22 protein-coding genes and 1 pseudogene are annotated in these 19,317 nt (G+C 63.5%); 8 read left to right on the top strand and 15 right to left on the bottom strand.

Annotated elements, in window-relative coordinates; genetic code table 11:
* The gene (locus NL528_RS10870; protein WP_309182683.1) at window positions 1–234 is read left to right on the top strand and encodes a hypothetical protein; all 234 of its coding nucleotides are present in this window, start codon (window positions 1–3) and stop codon (window positions 232–234) included.
* A gap of 24 nt (window positions 235–258) precedes the next feature.
* Here NL528_RS10870 and ybaK read toward each other — a convergent pair whose 3' ends face one another.
* Window positions 259–732, bottom strand: a complete 474-nt coding sequence (gene ybaK, locus NL528_RS10875; protein ID WP_309182684.1) for a Cys-tRNA(Pro) deacylase — start codon at window positions 730–732, stop codon at window positions 259–261.
* Window positions 733–1,019: 287 nt separating this feature from the next.
* Here ybaK and NL528_RS10880 point away from each other — a divergent pair, with 287 nt between their 5' ends.
* The 4 genes from NL528_RS10880 (at window position 1,020) to NL528_RS10895 (ending at window position 5,949) form a co-directional block, all read left to right on the top strand.
* Entirely contained in the window at window positions 1,020–2,312 is a 1,293-nt protein-coding gene (locus NL528_RS10880; RefSeq protein WP_309182685.1) for an adenylosuccinate synthase, read from the top strand.
* A gap of 37 nt (window positions 2,313–2,349) precedes the next feature.
* The gene (locus NL528_RS10885) at window positions 2,350–3,981 is read left to right on the top strand and encodes a hypothetical protein (protein WP_309182686.1); all 1,632 of its coding nucleotides are present in this window, start codon (window positions 2,350–2,352) and stop codon (window positions 3,979–3,981) included.
* 178 nt (window positions 3,982–4,159) lie between these two features.
* Window positions 4,160–4,588, top strand: coding sequence for a DUF5413 family protein (locus NL528_RS10890; RefSeq protein WP_309182687.1), 429 nt, complete (start codon window positions 4,160–4,162; stop codon window positions 4,586–4,588).
* 824 nt (window positions 4,589–5,412) lie between these two features.
* On the top strand, window positions 5,413–5,949 hold the full coding sequence (locus NL528_RS10895) for a DUF4112 domain-containing protein (RefSeq protein ID WP_309182688.1): 537 nt from the start codon (window positions 5,413–5,415) through the stop codon (window positions 5,947–5,949).
* Window positions 5,950–6,001: 52 nt separating this feature from the next.
* Here NL528_RS10895 and NL528_RS10900 read toward each other — a convergent pair whose 3' ends face one another.
* The 6 genes from NL528_RS10900 to NL528_RS10925 form a co-directional block, all read right to left on the bottom strand.
* The gene (locus tag NL528_RS10900) at window positions 6,002–6,286 is read right to left on the bottom strand and encodes a hypothetical protein (RefSeq protein WP_074279128.1); all 285 of its coding nucleotides are present in this window, start codon (window positions 6,284–6,286) and stop codon (window positions 6,002–6,004) included.
* Between the two features lie 224 nt (window positions 6,287–6,510).
* Entirely contained in the window at window positions 6,511–6,675 is a 165-nt protein-coding gene (locus tag NL528_RS10905; protein WP_074279130.1) for a DUF3309 family protein, read from the bottom strand.
* Between the two features lie 224 nt (window positions 6,676–6,899).
* Window positions 6,900–7,277, bottom strand: a complete 378-nt coding sequence (locus NL528_RS10910) for a hypothetical protein (protein WP_309182689.1) — start codon at window positions 7,275–7,277, stop codon at window positions 6,900–6,902.
* A 130-nt stretch (window positions 7,278–7,407) separates the two neighbouring features.
* On the bottom strand, window positions 7,408–7,818 hold the full coding sequence (msrB, locus tag NL528_RS10915; RefSeq protein ID WP_309182690.1) for a peptide-methionine (R)-S-oxide reductase MsrB: 411 nt from the start codon (window positions 7,816–7,818) through the stop codon (window positions 7,408–7,410).
* Window positions 7,819–7,935: 117 nt separating this feature from the next.
* Window positions 7,936–8,655, bottom strand: a complete 720-nt coding sequence (gene msrA / locus NL528_RS10920) for a peptide-methionine (S)-S-oxide reductase MsrA (protein ID WP_309182691.1) — start codon at window positions 8,653–8,655, stop codon at window positions 7,936–7,938.
* 186 nt (window positions 8,656–8,841) lie between these two features.
* Window positions 8,842–9,951, bottom strand: a complete 1,110-nt coding sequence (locus NL528_RS10925; RefSeq protein WP_309182692.1) for an ATP-dependent RecD-like DNA helicase — start codon at window positions 9,949–9,951, stop codon at window positions 8,842–8,844.
* 217 nt (window positions 9,952–10,168) lie between these two features.
* On the opposite strand from NL528_RS10925, the gene NL528_RS10930 reads away from it, so the two are divergent.
* Window positions 10,169–11,377, top strand: a complete 1,209-nt coding sequence (locus tag NL528_RS10930) for an LLM class flavin-dependent oxidoreductase (RefSeq protein WP_309182693.1) — start codon at window positions 10,169–10,171, stop codon at window positions 11,375–11,377.
* Window positions 11,378–11,514: 137 nt separating this feature from the next.
* Window positions 11,515–11,811: pseudogene (locus NL528_RS10935) on the top strand (flavin reductase family protein); the annotation flags it as partial.
* Window positions 11,812–11,839: 28 nt separating this feature from the next.
* On the opposite strand, the gene NL528_RS10940 reads toward NL528_RS10935, so the two are convergent.
* A complete protein-coding gene (locus NL528_RS10940) occupies window positions 11,840–12,214 on the bottom strand; it encodes a hypothetical protein (RefSeq protein WP_074279138.1) in 375 nt (124 codons plus the stop codon).
* A 299-nt stretch (window positions 12,215–12,513) separates the two neighbouring features.
* Here NL528_RS10940 and NL528_RS10945 point away from each other — a divergent pair, with 299 nt between their 5' ends.
* Window positions 12,514–12,675 carry a hypothetical protein gene (locus NL528_RS10945; RefSeq protein WP_171986016.1) on the top strand — a complete coding sequence of 54 codons (162 nt, stop codon included), beginning with the start codon at window positions 12,514–12,516 and terminating at the stop codon, window positions 12,673–12,675.
* A 155-nt stretch (window positions 12,676–12,830) separates the two neighbouring features.
* On the opposite strand, the gene NL528_RS10950 is transcribed toward NL528_RS10945, so the two are convergent.
* The 7 genes from NL528_RS10950 to NL528_RS10980 form a co-directional block, all read right to left on the bottom strand.
* A complete protein-coding gene (locus NL528_RS10950) occupies window positions 12,831–14,210 on the bottom strand; it encodes a sigma-54 dependent transcriptional regulator (protein WP_309182694.1) in 1,380 nt (459 codons plus the stop codon).
* A 53-nt stretch (window positions 14,211–14,263) separates the two neighbouring features.
* Window positions 14,264–14,614 carry a flagellar motor switch protein FliN gene (gene fliN, locus NL528_RS10955; protein ID WP_309182695.1) on the bottom strand — a complete coding sequence of 117 codons (351 nt, stop codon included), beginning with the start codon at window positions 14,612–14,614 and terminating at the stop codon, window positions 14,264–14,266.
* 19 nt (window positions 14,615–14,633) lie between these two features.
* Window positions 14,634–15,257 carry a FliH/SctL family protein gene (locus NL528_RS10960; RefSeq protein ID WP_309182696.1) on the bottom strand — a complete coding sequence of 208 codons (624 nt, stop codon included), beginning with the start codon at window positions 15,255–15,257 and terminating at the stop codon, window positions 14,634–14,636.
* Entirely contained in the window at window positions 15,257–16,339 is a 1,083-nt protein-coding gene (gene fliG, locus NL528_RS10965) for a flagellar motor switch protein FliG (RefSeq protein WP_309182697.1), read from the bottom strand. Before fliG ends, NL528_RS10960 begins: the two co-directional genes overlap by 1 nt.
* A gap of 6 nt (window positions 16,340–16,345) precedes the next feature.
* Complete coding sequence (gene fliF, locus NL528_RS10970; RefSeq protein ID WP_309182698.1) at window positions 16,346–17,953, bottom strand: flagellar basal-body MS-ring/collar protein FliF; 1,608 nt, start codon at window positions 17,951–17,953, stop codon at window positions 16,346–16,348.
* Between the two features lie 171 nt (window positions 17,954–18,124).
* The gene (locus NL528_RS10975) at window positions 18,125–18,400 is read right to left on the bottom strand and encodes a DUF1153 domain-containing protein (RefSeq protein ID WP_002714638.1); all 276 of its coding nucleotides are present in this window, start codon (window positions 18,398–18,400) and stop codon (window positions 18,125–18,127) included.
* Between the two features lie 193 nt (window positions 18,401–18,593).
* Window positions 18,594–19,307: a flagellar hook capping FlgD N-terminal domain-containing protein gene (locus NL528_RS10980; protein WP_309182699.1), complete on the bottom strand. Its 714-nt coding sequence runs from the start codon at window positions 19,305–19,307 to the stop codon at window positions 18,594–18,596.
* Window positions 19,308–19,317: the final 10 nt, after the last annotated feature.

Consider the following 19,317-nt stretch of genomic DNA (forward strand, 5'->3'; position numbering starts at 1 on the left):
ATGAAAGCAAGACACATGGACGAAGTGAGTGCCCGCAGTCTGCGTGGAGTCATTGCGGTACTGGTGGAGCAGCGCGGCATCGTCATTGCCACGGGCGCTTCGTTTGCCGCGCATCTGATCGATCTGGCGATCATGCAGCTTCGCCTGACGATCAACGACATCTCCGAGGAGGAATTGTCCGGGCTCGCCGATTTCGTCAGCGTTGGCCTCGCCAGCGAAGACAAACCGAATTGAGCAACGGACGTCAGGCGCTGACACTCACGCCGTCAGCGCCTGCACAATCGCGCCCGCCGCCTTCGCCGCGTCGCTAGGGTCGAGTTCGATCTGCAGGCCGCGCTGGCCGCCATTGACGAACACTGTGGCGTGGCCGAGCGCGGCCTGCTCGATCGCGACCGGTACGCGTTTCTTCTGGCCGAACGGACTGATGCCGCCGACATGGTAGCCGGTGAGCCGTTCGGCGTCGTCCGGGCGCATCATCTTCGCGGCCTTGGCCCCGAACGCTAAGGCCAGTTTCTTCATGCTGACTTCGCAGTCCGACGGCACCACGACGCAGACGGGTTTACCGTCGACCTCGGCCATCAACGTCTTGAGCATCCGATACGGCTCGACACCGAGCGCCTCGGCGGCCTGCAGGCCGATGCGGTCAGCGTCGGAATCGTAAGCGTAGGTGTGCAGCCTGAATTTGACACCGAGCTTTTCCAGCGCCTGTGTCGCACGCGTCGTTTTGGACATCCGGGGGATCGCTCCGTGTTCGCGCCCTGCCGCCGCACCGCCTTGGCGCGGCCATAAATTTTCGGGGGATATCAATGGGTTGGATACCATCCAAAGCGGCCTAAAAGCCCCCTTCTTGCTTGCCTAGATCACCCGCTTCCTTTATCCGGTTGGGCTGCCTTGCATGCGAACGGCCCCCCGGCCGTGTTTTGGCTGGGCACGCTACCGCATGATCCGGAAAGACTGAGCACTTCTTTTCCGGCGAGGTCATGTCTGAAACAACTTGAGTTGCAGGGAACACTTTCGAAATGGCCAATGTTGTCGTCGTCGGCGCCCAGTGGGGCGACGAGGGGAAGGGCAAGATCGTCGACTGGTTGTCGGAGCAGGCCGACATCGTCGTGCGCTTCCAGGGCGGCCACAATGCCGGCCATACGCTCGTCATCAATGGCGAGACCTATAAACTGGCGCTGCTGCCGTCCGGCGTGTTGCGGCCGTCCAAGCTCGCCGTGATCGGCAATGGCGTGGTGTTCGACCCGCAGGCCTTCCTCGATGAAGTCACCAAGCTGAAGGGCCAGGGCGTCGCCATCAGCCCGGATAACCTGCGGGTGGCCGAAAACGTCACGCTGATCCTGCCGCTGCATCGCGAACTCGATGCGCTCAGGGAATCCTCCAACGCCGCCACCGCGATCGGCACCACCCGCCGCGGCATTGGGCCGGCCTATGAGGACAAGGTCGGCCGCCGCGCCATCCGCCTGATGGACCTCGCCGATCTCGACACCCTGCCGCACAAGATCGACCGCCTGCTGGCGCATCACAACGCGCTGCGCCGCGGGCTCAATCTGGAAGAAATCGACGGCGGCGGCATCCTGAAGGAGCTGACCGCGCTGGCGCCGAAGCTTCTGCCCTATGCCGAAACCGTGTGGCGGCTGCTCGACCTCAAGCGCCGCGAGGGCAAACGCATCCTGTTCGAGGGCGCGCAGGGCGCGCTGCTCGACGTCGACCACGGCACCTATCCCTACGTCACCTCGTCCAACACCGTGGCGGCGCAGGCGGCGACCGGCACCGGCATGGGCCCGGGCGCGGTCGGCTATGTGCTCGGCATCTGCAAGGCCTATACGACCCGGGTCGGCCAGGGCCCGTTCCCGACCGAACTGAATAACGAGATCGGCGAGGAGATCGGCCGCCGCGGCAAGGAATTCGGCGTCAACACCGGGCGCAAGCGGCGCTGCGGCTGGTTCGACGCGGTGCTGGTGCGGCAAACGGTCCGCACCTGCGGCATCACCGGCCTGGCGCTGACCAAACTCGACATTCTGGACGGATTCGACTCCATCGAGGTCTGCACCGGCTATATGCTGGACGGCAAGGAAATCGACCATTTGCCGGCCGGCGAGGGTGCCCAGGCCCGGGTGGTGCCGGTCTACGAGACCATCGAGGGCTGGAAGGAGCCGACCGCCAACGCCCGTTCCTGGGCGGATCTGCCGGCCCAGGCCATTAAATATGTCCGGCGGGTCGAGGAACTGGTGGGCTGCCCCATCGCCCTGCTTTCCACCAGCCCCGAACGCGAAGATACTATTCTGGTTCAAAACCCGTTCGAGGCTTAACGAGTTGTTACCCATAAGTCCGCATTGTTGAGTCGTTATGGCTGATTATTACCCGCTGATCGCCCGCGCCATTGCCGGACTGGACCCCAGTGCCCCCGGCGAGAGCCGCCGTGCGCTCTACGAGCGGGCCCGCGCCGCGCTGATCGCGCAGCTGCGCGGCGTGCAGCCGCCGCTGTCCGAATCCGAAATCACCCGCGAGCGGCTGTCGCTGGAAGAGGCCGTGCGCAAGGTCGAATCCGAGGCCGCCCAGCGCGCCCGCGAGGCCTCGCGCCCCGGTGGCGGCGGAGCTGCGCGGGGCGGCGATGCGTTCCGCCGCGCCAATGCGCGCCCGGAGTCTGGCCCGTCATCGGCGGCACCGCCACCTTCGGCGGCACCCCGTCCGCGCCCGCCGGGACCGCCGCCGCCGCGCGATGCCCGCCCGCCGCTCGGCGAGGGCGACCCGCAGCGCCCGCCGCGCAATCTGCGCCCCGACACCCCGCCGCCCGCGCCGCCGCGTCCGCAGCCGCCGGCCGGGATGCAGGACCCGCAACTGCCGCCGACCCGTGAGCGCACCGGCGCGCCGCGCCGCGGCCCCGACAATTCCGCGCCGCAAATGCCGCAGCCGCTGGGCGTGCGCGGCTTCCGCGACATCGCCGCCGACGCCGACGATCTCGGCCGCGCCGCCGCGCAAGCCAGCCGCAACGCGCGGAAAACCTACGCCAACGTTCCTTCGCCCTCGCCGGAATTCGACCGGCTCGAGCCGAATATGGAAAACCGCGGCGCCGATCCGGAAGCGCCCTATTCCTACGACGAATCGATCGAGGAAGCCGATCGCTACGCGCCGCCGCCGCAGCAGATGCCGCCGCCGCCGCAGCCGCGCTCGCGGATCGGGCAGGGCAGCGATCGCGAGCTGAGAAAGCGCGCGCGCGCCGGCACGGTGTTTCCGTTCAAGAGCGCGATCGCGATCGGCATCGTGCTGATTCTGGTCGGCGCCGGGATCCTGTGGGGCAAGTCGGCCGTCACGATCGTTAGCGGCCTGTTCAAATCTTCCCCCGCCGTGGAAGCGCCGAAGGATGCTTCGGCGCCGCAGTCGAAGCCGAAGATCGCCGATCGCGTCGGCCAGCCCGGCTCGTCGGAGCAGGTAGCGCCGGTGGCGCAGCGCGTGGTGCTGTATGACGAGGATCCGTCGGACCCGAAGGGCAAGCAATATGTCGGCTCGGTGATCTGGCGCACCGAACCGATCAAGGCGAGCGGCAACCAGAAGGCCGACATCGCCGTGCGCGCCGACATCGAAATTCCCGATCGCAAGTTCAAGATGACGATGTCGTTCCGCCGCAATACCGACACCTCGCTGCCGGCCAGCCACACCGCCGAACTGACCTTCATCCTGCCGCAGGATTTCGCCGGCGGCGGCGTCGGCAACGTGCCCGGGATTCTGATGAAATCCAACGAGCAGGCGCGCGGCACGCCGCTGGCCGGGCTCGCGGTGAAAGTCACCGACGGCTTCTTCCTGGTCGGCCTGTCCAATGTCGACGCCGACCGCCAGCGCAATCTGCAGCTCCTGAAGGAGCGTTCGTGGTTCGACGTGCCGCTGGTCTACGTCAACCAGCGCCGCGCCATCATCGCGATCGAAAAAGGCGCCCCCGGCGAACGCGCGTTCAACGACGCGTTCGCGGCGTGGGGGGAGTAGGGCTGGGGCGTTATCTGCGACCGCCTGACGTTCCCATTTTTCATACCGCGATCTCCGCGTCATGCCGGGCATCCACGTCTTCCTTCTTCGTCCCGGATGATGCTTGAAGCCTGTCGAACTTTTCGCAAAAGCATCGTAAGACTGAGGGCGCATCAGGTCCTGAGTTTGAGGGGGCGACATGAAACGCTATCTGATCTTCGCCGCAATAGGCCCCTTCTTCGGCGGGTTCCTGCTGCTGCTCGCGACCACGGTGTCGTCGGGATACTGGACCCAGGCCAATTGGGGAGAGGTCGGAAAGTTTTTCGCAACCTTCGTCAAGACGCTGCCCTTCAGCTATCTGTTCGGTATCGTGCCGGGGCTGATGGTCGGCGCGGTGGACGACATTTTGCTGCACATGCCGCGGATTCGCCCAATGCTGCGGATGCTGATCGTAGGCGTGATCGGATTCGCCGCGGCGGAATTGCTCTATGGCTCGCGCGGGTCGGACTCCGGCGTGGTGCAGTTCTTCCTGTACGGTATCGTCGGCCTTGTCCCCGCGACGATCTCGTCGTGGCTGGTGCATAAATATGTCGACGAACCGCAGCCGGTGATTTCGACGTCATCTTAACCGAGAGGTGAAACGCGCCCGTCGGGCAAATCAGTGATTTTCTGTCAAGCCTATCTTGAGAAAATATTCCGCTTGCCCCGTCGGGCAAATCAGCGCTACCAGCTCGCCCCGTCCTTTCCCGGCAAGAGGGGCGGTCGCGCGTCGTCACGAACGTGGGAGGGGATGCGGTGGACGCGGCAGCGTCGGCGCGCAAGTGTGTTCGCAGGGCGGTTTTCCGTGAGCGAGCAACGGCGCGCAGGACGAACGACGCCAAAGCGTACGGCAAAACCGTGTGGTCCCGACACCCGTTGCTGGTGCCAAGCTGTCGGTGGTGAGTTCGATCCGACCGGATTCGATTCCGCCATTAAGCCGGCAGTGACGGTGACAAGACGAATTCGTCGCCGGGGAGAGCGCGATATAAGCCGTAAAACCATTGCGCGGGGAATGCCGGAGTGTTTCCGCTGAACCTGTATGCTCGTGTGCGTTTTCCTTTGTGCATCTTGCACACGAGACCGCGGGTGCAGCGCGCACCCGGCATTCCCTGCTCCCTCTTTTCTCGAGGGACAAGGTTCGTGCAAAACTTCGGGCGCGTCGCGCCGCGAGAACGCGAAGGCGTGTCGGCAGCTGTTTGAAATTTGAATCAGGAAATTCCATGAACGTCATTGCGAGGAGCGAAAGCGAAGAAGCAATCCACACTTGGCTTGCCGCCCCATGGATTGCTTCGCTTGCGCTCGCAATGACGGGATTGGCAGCCGTCGCTTGGGGTTGACGCCGTCAGCGGCGCGGGGAAGGTGACAGGGTGGTAATGTAAGGCAACTTGCGCCGTGGTTTGGCGTTACCATCTGATGGCCATGTCCAACGACGAAATCTATTCCCCCAACCGCACGCGTTCGCGGCCGCCCTTCGGCGGCGCGCAGGCACGCGGCAAGGTGATCGACCAGGACGGGCGCGAAATCCCGGAAAGTGGGCTGCATCCGCAGTTCGAGGGATTCCGGTTCAATTTCGGCACGTCGAGCGCCAATCCGTTCGGCAATCTCACCCGCGAGCAGCGGCTGGCGCGGCTCGATGCGCTGGCGAAATTGCTCGACGTCGCCTTCATCCTGCCCGGCACCAATATCCGCTACGGCATCGACGGCATTATCGGTTTGATCCCGGTGATCGGCGATCTCATCACCACCGCGATCTCGCTGTGGCTGGTGCGCGAGGCGCGCGCTCTCGGCGCGCCCTGGCATATCACCGCAAGGATGCTGGCCAATGTGGCGGTGGATGGCGTGGTCGGAATGGTGCCGCTCGCGGGCGACGCCTTCGATGTCATGTTCCGCGCCAATGTCCGCAATGTGCGGATGCTGAAGCGCTGGATGGACAAGCAGCCGCGCCAATAAACAAAGCCCCCGGACCAGGTCCGAGGGCAGTGACGTCCAGCGACGCTAAATATCAGGCGGCGTCGGCGTCGGCATCCGAAGGCGCGGGCGCACGGGGACGGCGCGGCAGCGGAAAGGCTTCGCTCTCATACAGGGTGCGGATGCCGCTCTGGTCGAAGCGGGCCTCCTCGACCTGCAGATAGGCGCCGTTCAGCGAGTCCGCCGGCAGTTCCTCGATCGCGAAGCGAACCGCTTCGGCCGCGGTGCCAAAACGCCGATATGCAAAGCCCGCCCGCTTCTTCTTGCGGATCGCGGCAGGAAACAGTTCGGCGGCGGTATCGTAACTGAATGGACGCATGGTCTGTGACCTCAATCTTTTTGGCTCTTGCGTTAGAGCGTATGGGGATTGGATGACGGTCGGCCGCATCCCGGCGGCGCGCCGTGCACGTCATTTCAGGCCCCAATATAAGCCTGTTTGACAGAAATGCGACTCCTGACGGCGCATATCGGGGGTGATGATGAATCCGCGCATGGCTCCACGGCGACCGTAAATAATCCTGTTATTTCAATGGTCTATGCGAATTACAGCTTGCCGAGCAGCCACAGGATGACCAGGACGATTAAAATCACGCCGCCGAGACCCATGCCCGAATGGCCCATGCCGTAGCCATAGCCGCCGATCCGGCCGCTGAAGCCGCCCAGCAGGACGATAATCAGGATGATGATGAGTATCGCCCCAAGCGACATGGCATTCTCCCGCGACGGCGGCCCACGGAGCGATATTACGCCCTCGCGGGCCGGAACCAAGCAGATTCCGGACCGCGAGGGCTCAGGGTCGATCCGCCGAATTCAGTGAGAGAATGTCATTCCGGGATGGTCCGAAGGACCAGACCCGGAATCTCGAGATTCCCCGATGTGCAATTGCACATCGTGGTTCACGCTTCGCGTGCCCCGGAATGACGGCTATGCCGTCACTTCCTCGTATCGTCGATCGGCAGCACCTTCAGCGGCGATGCATAGGGTTCGACGCGCAGCGAGTCGGTGGCGATCAGGCCTATTCTGTGCAGCGGCGCCTGTTCGAGATCGCCGGACGCGGACTTGTGCACCGCGTATTGCCACACGCTCATCGAGCCCTTGGCGACCAGCATCTTGGCGATGCCGCCGGCATTCTTGCCGTCGACCTGTGCCAGCTCGTCGTCCGAAAGCCCGATGACGACTTCATCCTTCGCGGTGATGACCTTGAACAGCGATACCTTATCGGCGGCAAAGGCGGGCTGGACCACAACGCTCTCCATGATGAGGCCGGCAAGGCCGAGACCGAGCAACAGACGTTTGGATATGTGCAACATCGAATACCTTCCCTGTTTGCGCGCCGGGCAAACCGAAAGAAGCGTTCAGGCAAAAGAAAACCCCGCGCGACCAGCTCTTGGTCGCACGGGGCGAAGGACAAGTTCGAATACGTTCGAACAGAAAGGCAGGTTATTTCGGCTGCAGCTTCAGCGCGGCCGAATTGATGCAGTAGCGCAGGCCGGTCGGGCCGGGGCCGTCCTCGAAGACGTGGCCGAGATGGCCATTGCATTTCGAGCACAGCACTTCGGTGCGGACCATGCCGTGGCTGACGTCGCGTTCCTCGTCGACATGGCCATCCGCCGCAGGTGCGGTAAAGCTCGGCCAGCCGCAGCCGGAATCGAACTTGGCATCCGACTCGAACAGCGTCTGCCCGCAGCCGGCGCAGGTATAGGTGCCCTGGCGCTGCTCATGCTCGTACTCGCCGGAGAACGGCCGTTCGGTCGCCTTCTCGCGCAGCACCGCGTACTGCATCGGCGTCAGTTCGCGGCGCCACTCGGCCTCGCTCTTCTCGACCTTGGCAGTCGTTCTGGTGTCGGACATGGAATCTCCTCCAGATTGGATCGTCATTGCGAGGAGCGAAGCGACGAAGCAATCCATCTCTCCGCTTGCTGCGGCATGGATTGCTTCGCTTCGCTCGCAATGACGGGAACTAATTCCTCAGTTGGTGACTTTCGCGCTGCTCACCAGCGTCGGCTTCTCGATATAGTTGTCCGCAAAGATCTTCTTCAAGTTCTCGACCTTCGGGATGTCGTTATAGGCAATATAGGGCTGACTCGGGTGCAGCGTCAGGTAGTCCTGGTGATAGGCCTCCGCCGGATAGAACCCCTCCAGCGGGCCCACTTTGGTTACGATCGGCTTCTTGTAGACCTTGGCGGCGTTGAGCTGGGCGATATAGGCCTCCGCGACCTTCTTCTGCTCGTCGGAGGTGGTGAAGATCGCCGAGCGATATTGCGTGCCCGAGTCCGGGCCCTGGCGGTTCAACTGGGTCGGATCGTGCGCGACGGAAAAGAAGATCTGCAAAATCTTGCCGTAAGAGATCTTCTTCGGGTCGTATTTGATCTCGACCGATTCCGCGTGGCCGGTGGTTCCGGTGGAGACCGTGCTGTAGTCGGCGGTCGCCTTGGCGCCGCCGGCGTAACCGGACACGACATTGACCACGCCTGCGGTGTGCTGGAACACGCCCTGCACGCCCCAGAAGCAGCCGCCCGCGATCACCGCGGTCTGGATCCCGCCGGCCGCCTGCGCGTCGGTCGCGGGGGCGGGGATGACAACGGCATCTTCCGCGGCAAGCGAGGGCGCAACGGTGAAGGCGGCGACGGCCAGTGCCCCGATGGCGGCGGCACACAGCGAAAGACGGCTGAATTGGCTACGGAACATGGTTTCCTCGTGGGGTGGTGGTTGGGGAGCAGTCTAGACCGGGAGCCGCGTTTCGCAATCGCCGCGGCTCGCTCCGATGCCCCTAGATACGGAGAAAGGCGGGTTTTGTTACGGGCCGAAGCACACGGTTTCGTGAATAAAATCGCGCCTGCGCAACGTCTGCGGGGGCGAGACGGAGCAACGAACTCACACCACCACGGAGAGCCGCTTCGCCGCGCGCGTGATGCCGGTATAGAGCCACCTGGCGCGGCTGTCCTGGAACGCGAAGCTTTCGTCGAACAGCACCACGTCGTCCCATTGCGAGCCCTGCGACTTGTGCACCGTGAGCACATAGCCGTAATCGAACTCGTCATAGGGCTTGCGCTGTTCCCACGGGATGGTCTCGATCGCGCCGCCGAAGCAATCGCCGCGCACGGAGACCTTGGTTACCTTGTGGCCAAAGTCCTCGTCCGGCGACAGCCGCATGGTGATGATCTTCGACTTCGACTGCGCGCGCGATTTCACCCGCCACAGCCCGCCGTTGAACAGGCCCTTCTTGCGGTTGTTGCGCAGGCAGACGAGCTTGTCGCCGGCGACCGGCAAGGGATCCTCGATGTTCTGCTTCTGCCGCACCCGCATGTTGTAGGCGCGGCGGGTGTTGTTGCGCCCGACCAGCACCTGGTCGGCGCTCATCACCCGATCGGGATCCAATTCGTTGCGCGTGACCACTTCGCTTTCGCCGTGGCGGCCGATCTCGAGCTCGCGGCCCTCGCGGATATCCATCGACATCCGCACGATCGGGTCGTCCTGCGCCTGGCGGTGCACTTCGGTCAGCATCGCGTCGGGCTCGCAATCCGTGAAGAAGCCGCCGCCCTGGATCGGCGGCAATTGCGCGGGGTCGCCGAGCACCAGCAGCGGACAGTCGAACGACATCAGATCGCGGCCAAGCTCGGCATCGACCATCGAACATTCGTCGATCACGATCAGTTTTGCCTTCGAGGCCGGCGCGTCGTCCCAGAGTTCAAAGCTCGGCTGCTCGACGCCGGATTCGCGGGCGCGATAGATCAGCGAGTGGATGGTGGAGGCGTTGTCGCAACCCTTGTTGCGCATCACCAGCGCTGCCTTGCCGGTGAAGGCCGCAAACTTCACCTCGCCGTCGACGGCGTCGGCGATGTGCCGCGCCAGCGTGGTCTTGCCGGTGCCGGCATAGCCGAACAGCCGGAACACCGGCGGCGTGCCGTTCTTGCCAGGCTTTGCCTTGAGCCAGTCGGCAACGGCTTTGAGCGCGGAGTCCTGATGCGGCGTAAAAATGGTCATGGGATCTCGGCAGAGGGTGAGGCGGGCAGCGGAGCGCGGCCGCGACTCACGCGCCACAAGCTAACCATTCGCGCGCTCCAATCAAGCCGACTTCCGCAGCGCGGAATTGGAGTTTCACAACCGAGGCTAGACTTGGAAGACTAGACTTGGCCCGCGCCGCGAATAGACTGACCGAAAACAACAAGCGGTCCAGCAAACGGCCTTGGGAGCGAACGTCATGAAATTCGGCATCTTCTATGAGCTGCAATTGCCGCGCCCGTGGGAAGAGGGCGACGAGCTCAAGCTCTACCAGAACGCGCTGACGCAGCTCGAGACCGCCGACCGCTGCGGCTACGACCATGCCTGGGTGGTGGAGCATCATTTCCTCGAGGAATATTCGCATTCGCCGTCGCCGGAATCCTTTCTCGCCGCCGCTTCCCAGCGCACCAAAAAAATCCGGCTCGGCCACGGCATTTTTCAGCTCACCACCAATCATCCGGCGCGCGTTGCCGAGCGCGTCGCGGTGCTCGATCTCTTGAGCAACGGCCGCTGCGAATTCGGGATGGGCGAGAGCGCCTCGATCACCGAACTGACGCCGTTCGGCCGCGACATGGAAACCAAGAAGGAAGTGTTCGAGGAAGCGGTGCAGGCGATCTTCCCGATGTTTACGAAAGTCGGCACCGAGCATCACGGCAAATATTTCGACATTCCCCTGCGCAACGTGGTGCCCAAGCCGGTCCAGAAACCGCATCCGCCGCTGTGGATGGCATGCTCGCAATTGCCGACCATCGAACGCGCGGGCCAGCACGGTTTCGGCGCGCTCGGCTTCCAGTTCGTCAGTGCTGACGCGGCGCACGCCTGGGTGCACGCCTATTACAATGCGATCACCAAGCGGCTGAAGAAGCTCGCCGACTACGAGATCAATCCGAACATGGCGCTGGTGTCGTTCTTCATGTGCGCCAGGACCGACGAGGAGGCGCGGGCGCGCGCCGATGGCGCCACCTTCTTCCAGTTCGCGCTGCGCTATTACGGCCAGGGCCAGAACCGGGCGCGTCCGGCACCGGGCACCGTCAACATGTGGGACGAGTACAACAAGTGGAAGCGGGAAAATCCGGAAGCCCAGGAGGCGGCGTTGCGCGGCGGCCTGATCGGATCGCCTGAAACCATCCGCAAGAAGCTGCGCCGGTTCCGCAGCTCGCACATTGATCAGGTGATCCTGCTCAACCAGGCCGGCAAGAACAGCCACGGGCACATCTGCGACTCGCTGGAACTGTTCGCCAGGGAAGTGATGCCGGAATTCCAGAACGATCCCGAGCACGAGGCCTGGAAGAAGGGCGTGATGAGCGGCGCGATCCAGCTCGAGGAGATCGATACCGAGGCCTTCAAGGATCGTTACGGCAAGCTGGCGGTCAATGTCGCACCGGCGCAGAAGGTCGCGGCGGGATAGGCGGTCTCCGCAGGACGAATCGGAAGGGCCGGCATTCGACGCCGGCCCTTTTGCTGGTGCCGATGCGGTCGTGCTAGTTGGATCCCGCGGCCGCCGCCGTAAAACTGCGATCCACCGCCTTGCCCACATCCAGCGGTTTGGAAAGGCGGTTTACCGGCAAGGATGGCCTGAAGGGCGCCGGCGCGGAATGGTCGACGCGTGCGTCCGGCGTGCCGCTATTGGTCGGCGCCCTGGCTGCGATCGATTGCGGGGTGGAAGAGATCGTCGAGCGGCATTCCCACGCGATCATCATCGGACGCGTGCTGGATGTCGAGGTCTCAGCGCGCAGTGCGGCGCTAGCCTATTGGCACGGGCAATATGTGGCGATCGATCAGGACGAGGATGCGCTCCGGCTCGCCGAGGTCAGCGTCCCGACCCGGCGTGTTGTGCGTTAGACCCGGAAGGCTGCGTCGCCCGAGCGCGCTAGTCCATGATCGAAGTCAGCGACGCCGGCGTATCGATGGTCACGTTGCTGCCGCGCACGTTCTGCCATACCGCAGTGATGGTCTGCGGTTGGTTGCCCAGGGGAATGCCGACGACCAGCGTCGTCGGTACCCGGGCGTTGCCGTTCACAACATTGTAGGTGAACCCGGCAATCACCGGCGAGAGCTTACCATTCACCTCAATGCCGAAACTGCCGCCTGGATAATTGTCGCCGCCTGCATATGGCCAGGGAACGTTCAGGATGATGATCGCGGTCGTCCCGACGCCTTCGGGAATGACCAGGCTGAGGCCGGGTATCTGCGTCCATGAAGATGAGTTCGTCGAATGTGTGCCACTGGTTTGGACATAGGCCATGATCGCTCCCCCGTTGTTTTTTTGTAGATTAGCAACAAAGGGTTGAGAAGCAAACGGATTCACGGAACAAAAAGGTGAACATTCGGTGACCCGGAGCCGGTCACAGGCGTTTGGCCGCCGTGGCCTTTTCAGGCTCCACGCATTAGAAGGCTCGTGGCTGCATCGGCATCGAAGAGAGATCGCGGCATGGAACGCAAGCTCCTGCAAATTGCTTTCGCCAGTCAGATGCGGCGGGCCTTCGCCCCGCCAAGCGGGCTGCGGCAGGTCGCAAGGCAGGCTCAACCCGGTGCGGTTACCTGATGAAACGTCTTGCGATCTGGGTATTCTACGGCGTCGGCGCGCTCGCCATCGCCTATCTGGCACTATACGCCTATGCGATGTTTACCGGCCGCGATCTGCACCTTGAGCCGGGCGATCCGATTCACATTTTCCGCAAGCCGGATGCGCCGAGTTATTCGTGAGGGGACGTTACGACTCCATCAACGTCATTGCGAGCCAACGGGTCGCGCGAACGCGCGCCCGATGACAGGCTCCGCGAAGCAATCCATCGATCCACAAAAAGAAGAATGGATTGCTTCGTCGCAAGTGCTCCTCGCAATGACGGCTGAAAGTACGACTAGCCCGCCGCCACGAACCGCGCATACTCGCCCGAGCCGGCCGGCGTGATCGGCAGGCCGCCGTCGGCATATTCGTTCAGCTTGTTGCGCAGCGTGCGGATCGAAATCCCCAGGATGTTGGCGGCGTGGGTCCGGTTGCCCAGGCAGTGCTTGAGCGTCTCCAGGATCAGGTCGCGCTCGACATCGGCGACCGTACGTCCGACGAGGGCGCGCGTGACCTGTTCGGCGGCGAATGTCGCATGCGCTACCGCGGGCGGCGTTTTGGCGAGATCGAGACGGTCGCCGTCGGGCGTCAGGATGGCGTCGGCGCCGATCTCGTCGCCCTGGGCCATCAGCACCGAACGGTGCATGGTGTTTTCCAGCTCGCGAACGTTGCCCTGCCAGCGGTTGGACGTCAGCACCCGCCGTGCGTCCGCGGAAATCGTGCGCAGCGGCACGCCATTGGCATCGGCATATTTCTTGGCAAAATGCTGCGCCAGCTCGAGAATATCCGCCGGACGATCGCGCAAGGGCGGGATCTTCAGGTTGACGACGTTGAGGCGAAACAGCAAATCCTCGCGAAACGTACCGTCGCGCACCGCGTCCGCCAGATTGCGGTTCGAGGTCGCGATGATGCGGATATCGACCGGAACCGGCTTGGTGCCGCCGACGCGGTCGATGACGCGCTCCTGAATCGCGCGCAGCAATTTCGATTGCAGCCGCACGTCCATTTCGGAGATTTCGTCGAGCAGCAGCGTGCCGCCGGTGGCCTCCTCGAATTTGCCGATCCGCCGCGCCACCGCACCCGTGAACGCGCCCTTCTCGTGGCCGAACAGTTCGGATTCCAGGAGATGCTCGGGGATCGCCGCGCAGTTGATCGAAATGAACGGCCGCTTGGTGCGGGCCGAGCGGGTGTGGACATAGCGCGCCAGCACTTCCTTGCCGGTGCCGGACTCGCCGGTGATCATGACCGAAGCGTCGGAGCCCGCGATCTGCTGCGCCAGCTTGATCACCTTGCCCATCGCCTCGTCGCGCCAGACGAGGTCGCGTGAATCGTTGGCGACGGCAGCGAGTACCGCGGCGATCAGTTCGGGATCGGGCGGCAGGGGGATGTATTCCTTGGCACCGGCATGGATGGCGGCGACCGCAGCGCGGGCGTCATTGGAGATACCGCAGGCCACGATCGGCACGTGGATGTGCTCGGCTTCCAGCCGCATCACCAGGTCACGGATGTCGAGCGCGACATCGACCAGCAGCAGGTCGGCGCCCTTGCCGCCGCGCAGCACGGCCATCGCCTGCTCGATCACCTCGGCGTGGGTCACGGACGCGCCGTTGTCCATCGCGATCTTGGTGGCGGTCGTAAGTTGGCCCTTCAGGGTGCCAACGATGAGAAGCCGCATGATAATCTCCTGTTCGTCTGTTCGCGCCGCTCATGCGCGTGTCGTCAAAAACGTTAGTTGCGTTCCGCCTTGATGATTTCCGTCATGGTCACGCCAAGCTTGTCTTCCACCAGCACGACCTCGCCACGCGCCACCAGCCGGTTGTTGACGTAGATATCGATGGCTTCGCCGACCCGGCGATCCAGTTCCAGCACGGTGCCGGGTCCGAGCTTCAGGAGCTCGCCGACATCCATCTTGGAGCGGCCGAGCACGGCCGAGACCTGTACCGGCACGTCGAACACGGCCTCCAGATCGGCGGCAATGCGCGAGGCCTGTTCGTCTTCATTATAGGAGATGTCGTCGACCGGCCCCGGATTGGCGGCGTTGAGATCGGGCAGCGGAACCTGTGCGTCGGTGTCACTCATGGCTCAATCCTCATGGCCGCTACCCGGCCTGATCGCGGGACGCCATATAGCGCCCGACAAGTTCGTTGATCTTGGCTTCGATGGCGGCGCGTTCCAGCACCACGCCGCCGTCGGCCCATTCGATCCGGCAGTCGCCGGTTGCGATCTCCGGCTCGGCCAGGATCACGAGCCGGCCCTCGAAGCCGCTCTGGGCGGCCTGCCGTTCGATCTTTTCGCGGGCGGCCTCGTAGAGAGAATCGTTGATGCGGACCACGAGGTGCGGCGTCGAGACCAGATGCGAGAAGCAATCGGCGACCAGGGCGGTGATTTCGGCCAGCGGTTCGCCGGAAATCAGCTCGTTGCAGAGCTTGCGCGCGACCGCGACCGCGACGTCGACCGCTTCGGTCTCCATTCGGGTTTCGACGCCGGAGAAGCGCGTTGCGATGCCCTTGATCGCGATCCCGATCTCTTCGAGCGCCAGCGCGGTGCGGCGGTCGCTTTCCGCCTTTGCCTCGCGCTGCGCCGCGTCGTAGCCGTCGCGATAGGCGCGGGCCTCGGCGGACGCGATGTTCTGCGCGATCTCGGACGCCGTGGCGGGCTTCTCGCGCGCCTTGTCGGGCACTCCGAAGTCCATGTCGAACAGGAATTTTGCGGGTGCGGCCATCAGTACACCAGTTCGTCGTCGGCACGGTTCTTGGTCAGCGTGATTTCGCCCTTGGCCGCCATGTCCTTGGCGAGATTGACCAGCAGCGCCTGCGCCTCGTCGACGTCGCGCAGCCGGACCGGTCCCATCGCCGCCATGTCGTCCATCAGCATCTTGCCGGCGCGCGAGGACATGTTGCCGAAGAAGAAGCTGCGGACCTCCTCGTTGGCGCTCTTCAGCGCGATGCCGAGCTTGTCCTTGTCGATATTGCGCATCAGCGTCTGCGCCGAGGCGGAGTCCAGCTTGATCAGATCGTCGAAGGTGAACATCAGCGCCTTGATACGTTCGGCGGATTCGCGGTTTTCCTCTTCCAGCGAGGTGATGAAGCGGGTCTCGGTCTGGCGGTCGAAATTGTTGAAGATTTCGGCCATCACTTCGTGGGCGTCGCGGCGGCGGGTCTGCGACAGATTGGACATGAATTCGGTGCGCAGCGTCTGCTCGACGCGCTCGATGACTTCCTTTTGCACCGCTTCCATTTTCAGCATGCGGCCGACCACGTCGAGCGCCAGATCCTCGGGCAGGATCGCCAGCACGCGGGCGGCGTGCTCCGGCTTCAGCTTCGACAGCACCACCGCGATGGTCTGCGGGTATTCGTTCTTGAGGTAGTTGGCGAGCACCTCTTCCTGGACGTTGGAGAGCTTCTCCCACATGTTGCGGCCGGCGGGACCGCGAATTTCGTCCATGATGCCGGTGACGCGCTCGACGGGCAGATATTGCTGCAGCAGCCGTTCGGTGGCGTCGAACGTTCCCATCAGCGCGCCGGACGCGGACATCCGCGAAACAAATTCGAGCAGCAGGTCTTCGACGATGTCGGCCTCGACGGTGCCGAGCGTCGACATGTGAATCGACAGCTCGCGAACCTCGTCGTCGTCGAGCAGCGCCCAGACCTTGCCGCCATATTGTTCGCCCAGCGCCAGCATCAGGATGGCGGCGCGCTTCGGCCCGGTCAGGGGCTTGCCCTTGGGCCGGCTGGCCTGACGGCTCGCCAGCGCCGAGATGACGGTGGTGATGTCGTTGGCGTTGGTGGTTTGCGGTACGGCCATGTCAGATCACTCGACCGGTTCGCTGAGCCATTGACGAACAATGGAAGCGGTTTCGTTCGGATTTCGCTCGGCCAGTTCGCCGACCCGATGCACGGCTTGCGCGTGGACCTGGCCCTGAACCTGGGCGACGTCGATCAATTGGGCGGCGCCACCGGGAATCAGGGCCTGGCCGGGCGCCTCCGCGGATTGAGCGTCGGTCAGCGCGGGTAGCGGGGCGGGGGTCGGGACGACTTCGGCAGCCAGGATTCGCTTGACCAGCGGCCGGATCACCATGAACAGCACCACCAGGCCGAGCAGCATCATCACGCCGAGCTCGATGACGTACATGACGTCGTCCTTGGTGAATTGCAGCATGCCGAGCAGGCCGGTCGGCTCGGCCACCGGGGGGACGGCCGGCGCTTCGGCAAATCGGAGATTGACGACTTCGACCTGGTCGCCGCGCTTCTGGTCGAAGCCGATCGACGAGCGCACCAGGGCTGCGATCCGGTCGAGCTGTTCCTTGGTGCGGTCGGCATAGACCATCTCGCCTCTTTCGTTCTTGGAATAGCTGCCGTCGACCAGCACCGCGACCGAGATCCGGTTGACCCGTCCGGCCTCGGTGACCTCGGTCTTGGTGGTGCGGGAGATCTCGTAATTGTTGGTCTCTTCGCTCTTCTTGCTCTGGTCGCGCGCCTGTGCCGCGCCGTTGTTGTTCTGGTTGCCCGGCAACTCATTGTTGACGGTGACCTGGCCGTTGGTTTCGGCGGTCGCCGAGGATTCCTCGCGGGTCTGGCTGGAGCGCAGCACCCGCCCTTCCGGATCGAACTTGTCCGAGGTCTGGGTGACCTTGTTGTAGTCGAAGTCGGCCGAGAGCTGGACGCGCGCGCGCCCTGCGCCCACCACCGAGGAGACGATCGCCTCGACCTGGTTGCGCATCCGCTTCTCGAAGGCGGTGCGGCGCTCGTCGCCGGCCGCGTTGTCGCCCTCGCCCGAGGCGCCGTCGGCGAGCAATTGACCGGCTTCGTCGACGATCGATACCCGCTGCGGCTTCAGTCCGTTGACGGCGGAGGCGACTACGTGGCGGATGGCGCGGATCTGCTGTGGCTCCAGGCTGCCGCGCACCCGCACCACGATCGAGGCCGACGGCTCCGGCGTTTCGCGCGAGAACAGCGGACGTTCCGGCAGCACCAAATGGACGCGCGCGGCCTGGATGCGGTCGATGGCGCGGATGGTGCGGGCGAGTTCGCCCTCCAGCGCGCGCAAATGATTGATGTTCTGGACGAAGCTCGTGGTGCCCAGCGCGTCGGATTTGTCGAAGATCTCGTAGCCGACGCCGCCGCCCTTGGGCAGGCCGCCTTCTGCCAGCTTCATGCGCAGCCGGGTGACCTTGTCCTTCGGTACCATGATGACGGCGCCTTCGTTGCGTAGCTCGAAGGGAATCGCCTGCCGTTCCAGCTCCTTGATGATGCCGGAGGAGTCCTCGGTCGAAAGGTCGGTAAACAGGGTCGTCATCTGCGGCGTGGTGACGCGCATGATGACAAACGCGAAGAAGCCGAGCAGCGCGGTCGTCACCGCCACCATCGCCATCAAGCGTGACGCACCCAGACCTCTCAGGAAAGCAACGAGACTTTGCACCAACTGCCCCCAGGGATTCGGCCCCAAGGACCGACTGGGCAATTATTGCCTAGGGGATGGTTTCGATATGGTTAACGACGGTTAAAACCTGGCGGGAAAGTTCGGCATGAAAAAAATCGGCCTTGCAAGACAAGGCCGATTTTCATCAAATCTTTCGGGTTCTGGGCGCGCTTACTGGCGATATTGCTGGATGCGGGTGGTCCGCAGGCCGGCCAGACCATGCTGGTCTATGGAAAACTGCCAGGAGAGGAACTCGTCGACCGTCAGCGTGTAGCGGCTGCAGGCCTCCTCAAGGGAGAGCAGGCCGCCGCGAACCGCGGCAACGACTTCGGCCTTGCGGCGGATCACCCACCGTTTGGTCCCGGGCGCGGGCAAGTCCGCAATTGTTAACGGACTGCCGTCAGGCCCGATGACGTATTTTACCCTCGGGCGATGGGGTTCTGTCATGGCGTACTCACAAACTCTCAACCACTGAACTCACAGCTAACAACCTACGCCGAGCGACTTAAAATTTGCCTAAGCCCAAGGCTTCAATACGAATCTCCTTGAAAATGACCGTAATGCCATGCGGCCCGGCCTCTGGAGGAGGCCGGGCCGGAGCAGGATCTGAACGAACGGATGGTTGTCCGGGCCGCGCAGGCTACTGCGCGATGCTCTTGATCTGGTTGACCGTATAGGTCTGGTTATTGATGGACAGCAAAGGTGGCGACTGGGTGAGGTCCACAGAATCGACCACGCCTTGAATCTGGGTAGAGATCGCGACGGTATTGCCGGAACTGTCCGCCCCGGTGGCGGTCAGCTTGTATTGGCCGTCCGGCCACTGGGTGCCATCGTTGCCCTTGCCATTCCAGGTGAAGGGCTGATGGTTGCCGGCGTTGACGCCATAGGCGCCCGTGAAGACGGTTTGCCCGGTGCTATTGGTGATCGAGATATTGACGTTGGAATTGGTCGGAACACTCAGCTCCCAGGTCGCGCTGCCATTCTTAACAGCCGTGGTGCTGCCATCGACCACCGCAGTCTTGCCGACGAAGCCCAGCGCCTGAGTCGATTGGGCGGTCTGCTGCAGCGACACCAGCGTTGTCAGCTGATCGTTGGTTTTGAGTTGCTGCTCGACCCCTGCGAATTGCACCAATTGCTGCGTGAACTGGTTGGTGTCCAGCGGATCGAGCGGATTCTGGTTTTGCAGCTGCGTCGTCAGCAGCGTCAGAAAGGTTTGAAAGTTTCCTGCCAGCGTGGCGCCGGTGGTTGAACTCAGCGAACTTCCGGACGAACTGGAAGAGGAGGTTTGGGGGGTCGTCCCCGAAACCACCGGGCTGGCCGCGTTTGCGCCTGCTGCTGCTGCTGTTGTCGTCATGTCCGTCTCC

It is taken from the genome of Bradyrhizobium sp. Ash2021 (genome assembly GCF_031202265.1).
GTDB lineage: Bacteria > Pseudomonadota > Alphaproteobacteria > Rhizobiales > Xanthobacteraceae > Bradyrhizobium.

What these genes read in the sequence shown, in the direction of transcription:
- NL528_RS10905 (WP_074279130.1), bottom strand. Translation starts at nt 6,675, where the DNA reads ATGTCGCTTGGGGCGATACTCATCATCATCCTGATTATCGTCCTGCTG.
- fliN (WP_309182695.1), bottom strand. Translation starts at nt 14,614, where the DNA reads ATGAGTGACACCGACGCACAGGTTCCGCTGCCCGATCTCAACGCCGCC.
- NL528_RS10880 (WP_309182685.1), top strand. Translation starts at nt 1,020, where the DNA reads ATGGCCAATGTTGTCGTCGTCGGCGCCCAGTGGGGCGACGAGGGGAAG.
- NL528_RS10940 (WP_074279138.1), bottom strand. Translation starts at nt 12,214, where the DNA reads ATGGCCTATGTCCAAACCAGTGGCACACATTCGACGAACTCATCTTCA.
- NL528_RS10895 (WP_309182688.1), top strand. Translation starts at nt 5,413, where the DNA reads ATGGCCATGTCCAACGACGAAATCTATTCCCCCAACCGCACGCGTTCG.
- NL528_RS10870 (WP_309182683.1), top strand. Translation starts at nt 1, where the DNA reads ATGAAAGCAAGACACATGGACGAAGTGAGTGCCCGCAGTCTGCGTGGA.
- NL528_RS10960 (WP_309182696.1), bottom strand. Translation starts at nt 15,257, where the DNA reads ATGGCCGCACCCGCAAAATTCCTGTTCGACATGGACTTCGGAGTGCCC.
- NL528_RS10930 (WP_309182693.1), top strand. Translation starts at nt 10,169, where the DNA reads ATGAAATTCGGCATCTTCTATGAGCTGCAATTGCCGCGCCCGTGGGAA.
- NL528_RS10925 (WP_309182692.1), bottom strand. Translation starts at nt 9,951, where the DNA reads ATGACCATTTTTACGCCGCATCAGGACTCCGCGCTCAAAGCCGTTGCC.
- msrB (WP_309182690.1), bottom strand. Translation starts at nt 7,818, where the DNA reads ATGTCCGACACCAGAACGACTGCCAAGGTCGAGAAGAGCGAGGCCGAG.
- ybaK (WP_309182684.1), bottom strand. Translation starts at nt 732, where the DNA reads ATGTCCAAAACGACGCGTGCGACACAGGCGCTGGAAAAGCTCGGTGTC.
- NL528_RS10885 (WP_309182686.1), top strand. Translation starts at nt 2,350, where the DNA reads ATGGCTGATTATTACCCGCTGATCGCCCGCGCCATTGCCGGACTGGAC.
- fliG (WP_309182697.1), bottom strand. Translation starts at nt 16,339, where the DNA reads ATGGCCGTACCGCAAACCACCAACGCCAACGACATCACCACCGTCATC.
- NL528_RS10945 (WP_171986016.1), top strand. Translation starts at nt 12,514, where the DNA reads ATGAAACGTCTTGCGATCTGGGTATTCTACGGCGTCGGCGCGCTCGCC.
- NL528_RS10950 (WP_309182694.1), bottom strand. Translation starts at nt 14,210, where the DNA reads ATGCGGCTTCTCATCGTTGGCACCCTGAAGGGCCAACTTACGACCGCC.
- NL528_RS10910 (WP_309182689.1), bottom strand. Translation starts at nt 7,277, where the DNA reads ATGTTGCACATATCCAAACGTCTGTTGCTCGGTCTCGGCCTTGCCGGC.
- NL528_RS10900 (WP_074279128.1), bottom strand. Translation starts at nt 6,286, where the DNA reads ATGCGTCCATTCAGTTACGATACCGCCGCCGAACTGTTTCCTGCCGCG.
- NL528_RS10890 (WP_309182687.1), top strand. Translation starts at nt 4,160, where the DNA reads ATGAAACGCTATCTGATCTTCGCCGCAATAGGCCCCTTCTTCGGCGGG.
- NL528_RS10980 (WP_309182699.1), bottom strand. Translation starts at nt 19,307, where the DNA reads ATGACGACAACAGCAGCAGCAGCAGGCGCAAACGCGGCCAGCCCGGTG.
- NL528_RS10975 (WP_002714638.1), bottom strand. Translation starts at nt 18,400, where the DNA reads ATGACAGAACCCCATCGCCCGAGGGTAAAATACGTCATCGGGCCTGAC.
- msrA (WP_309182691.1), bottom strand. Translation starts at nt 8,655, where the DNA reads ATGTTCCGTAGCCAATTCAGCCGTCTTTCGCTGTGTGCCGCCGCCATC.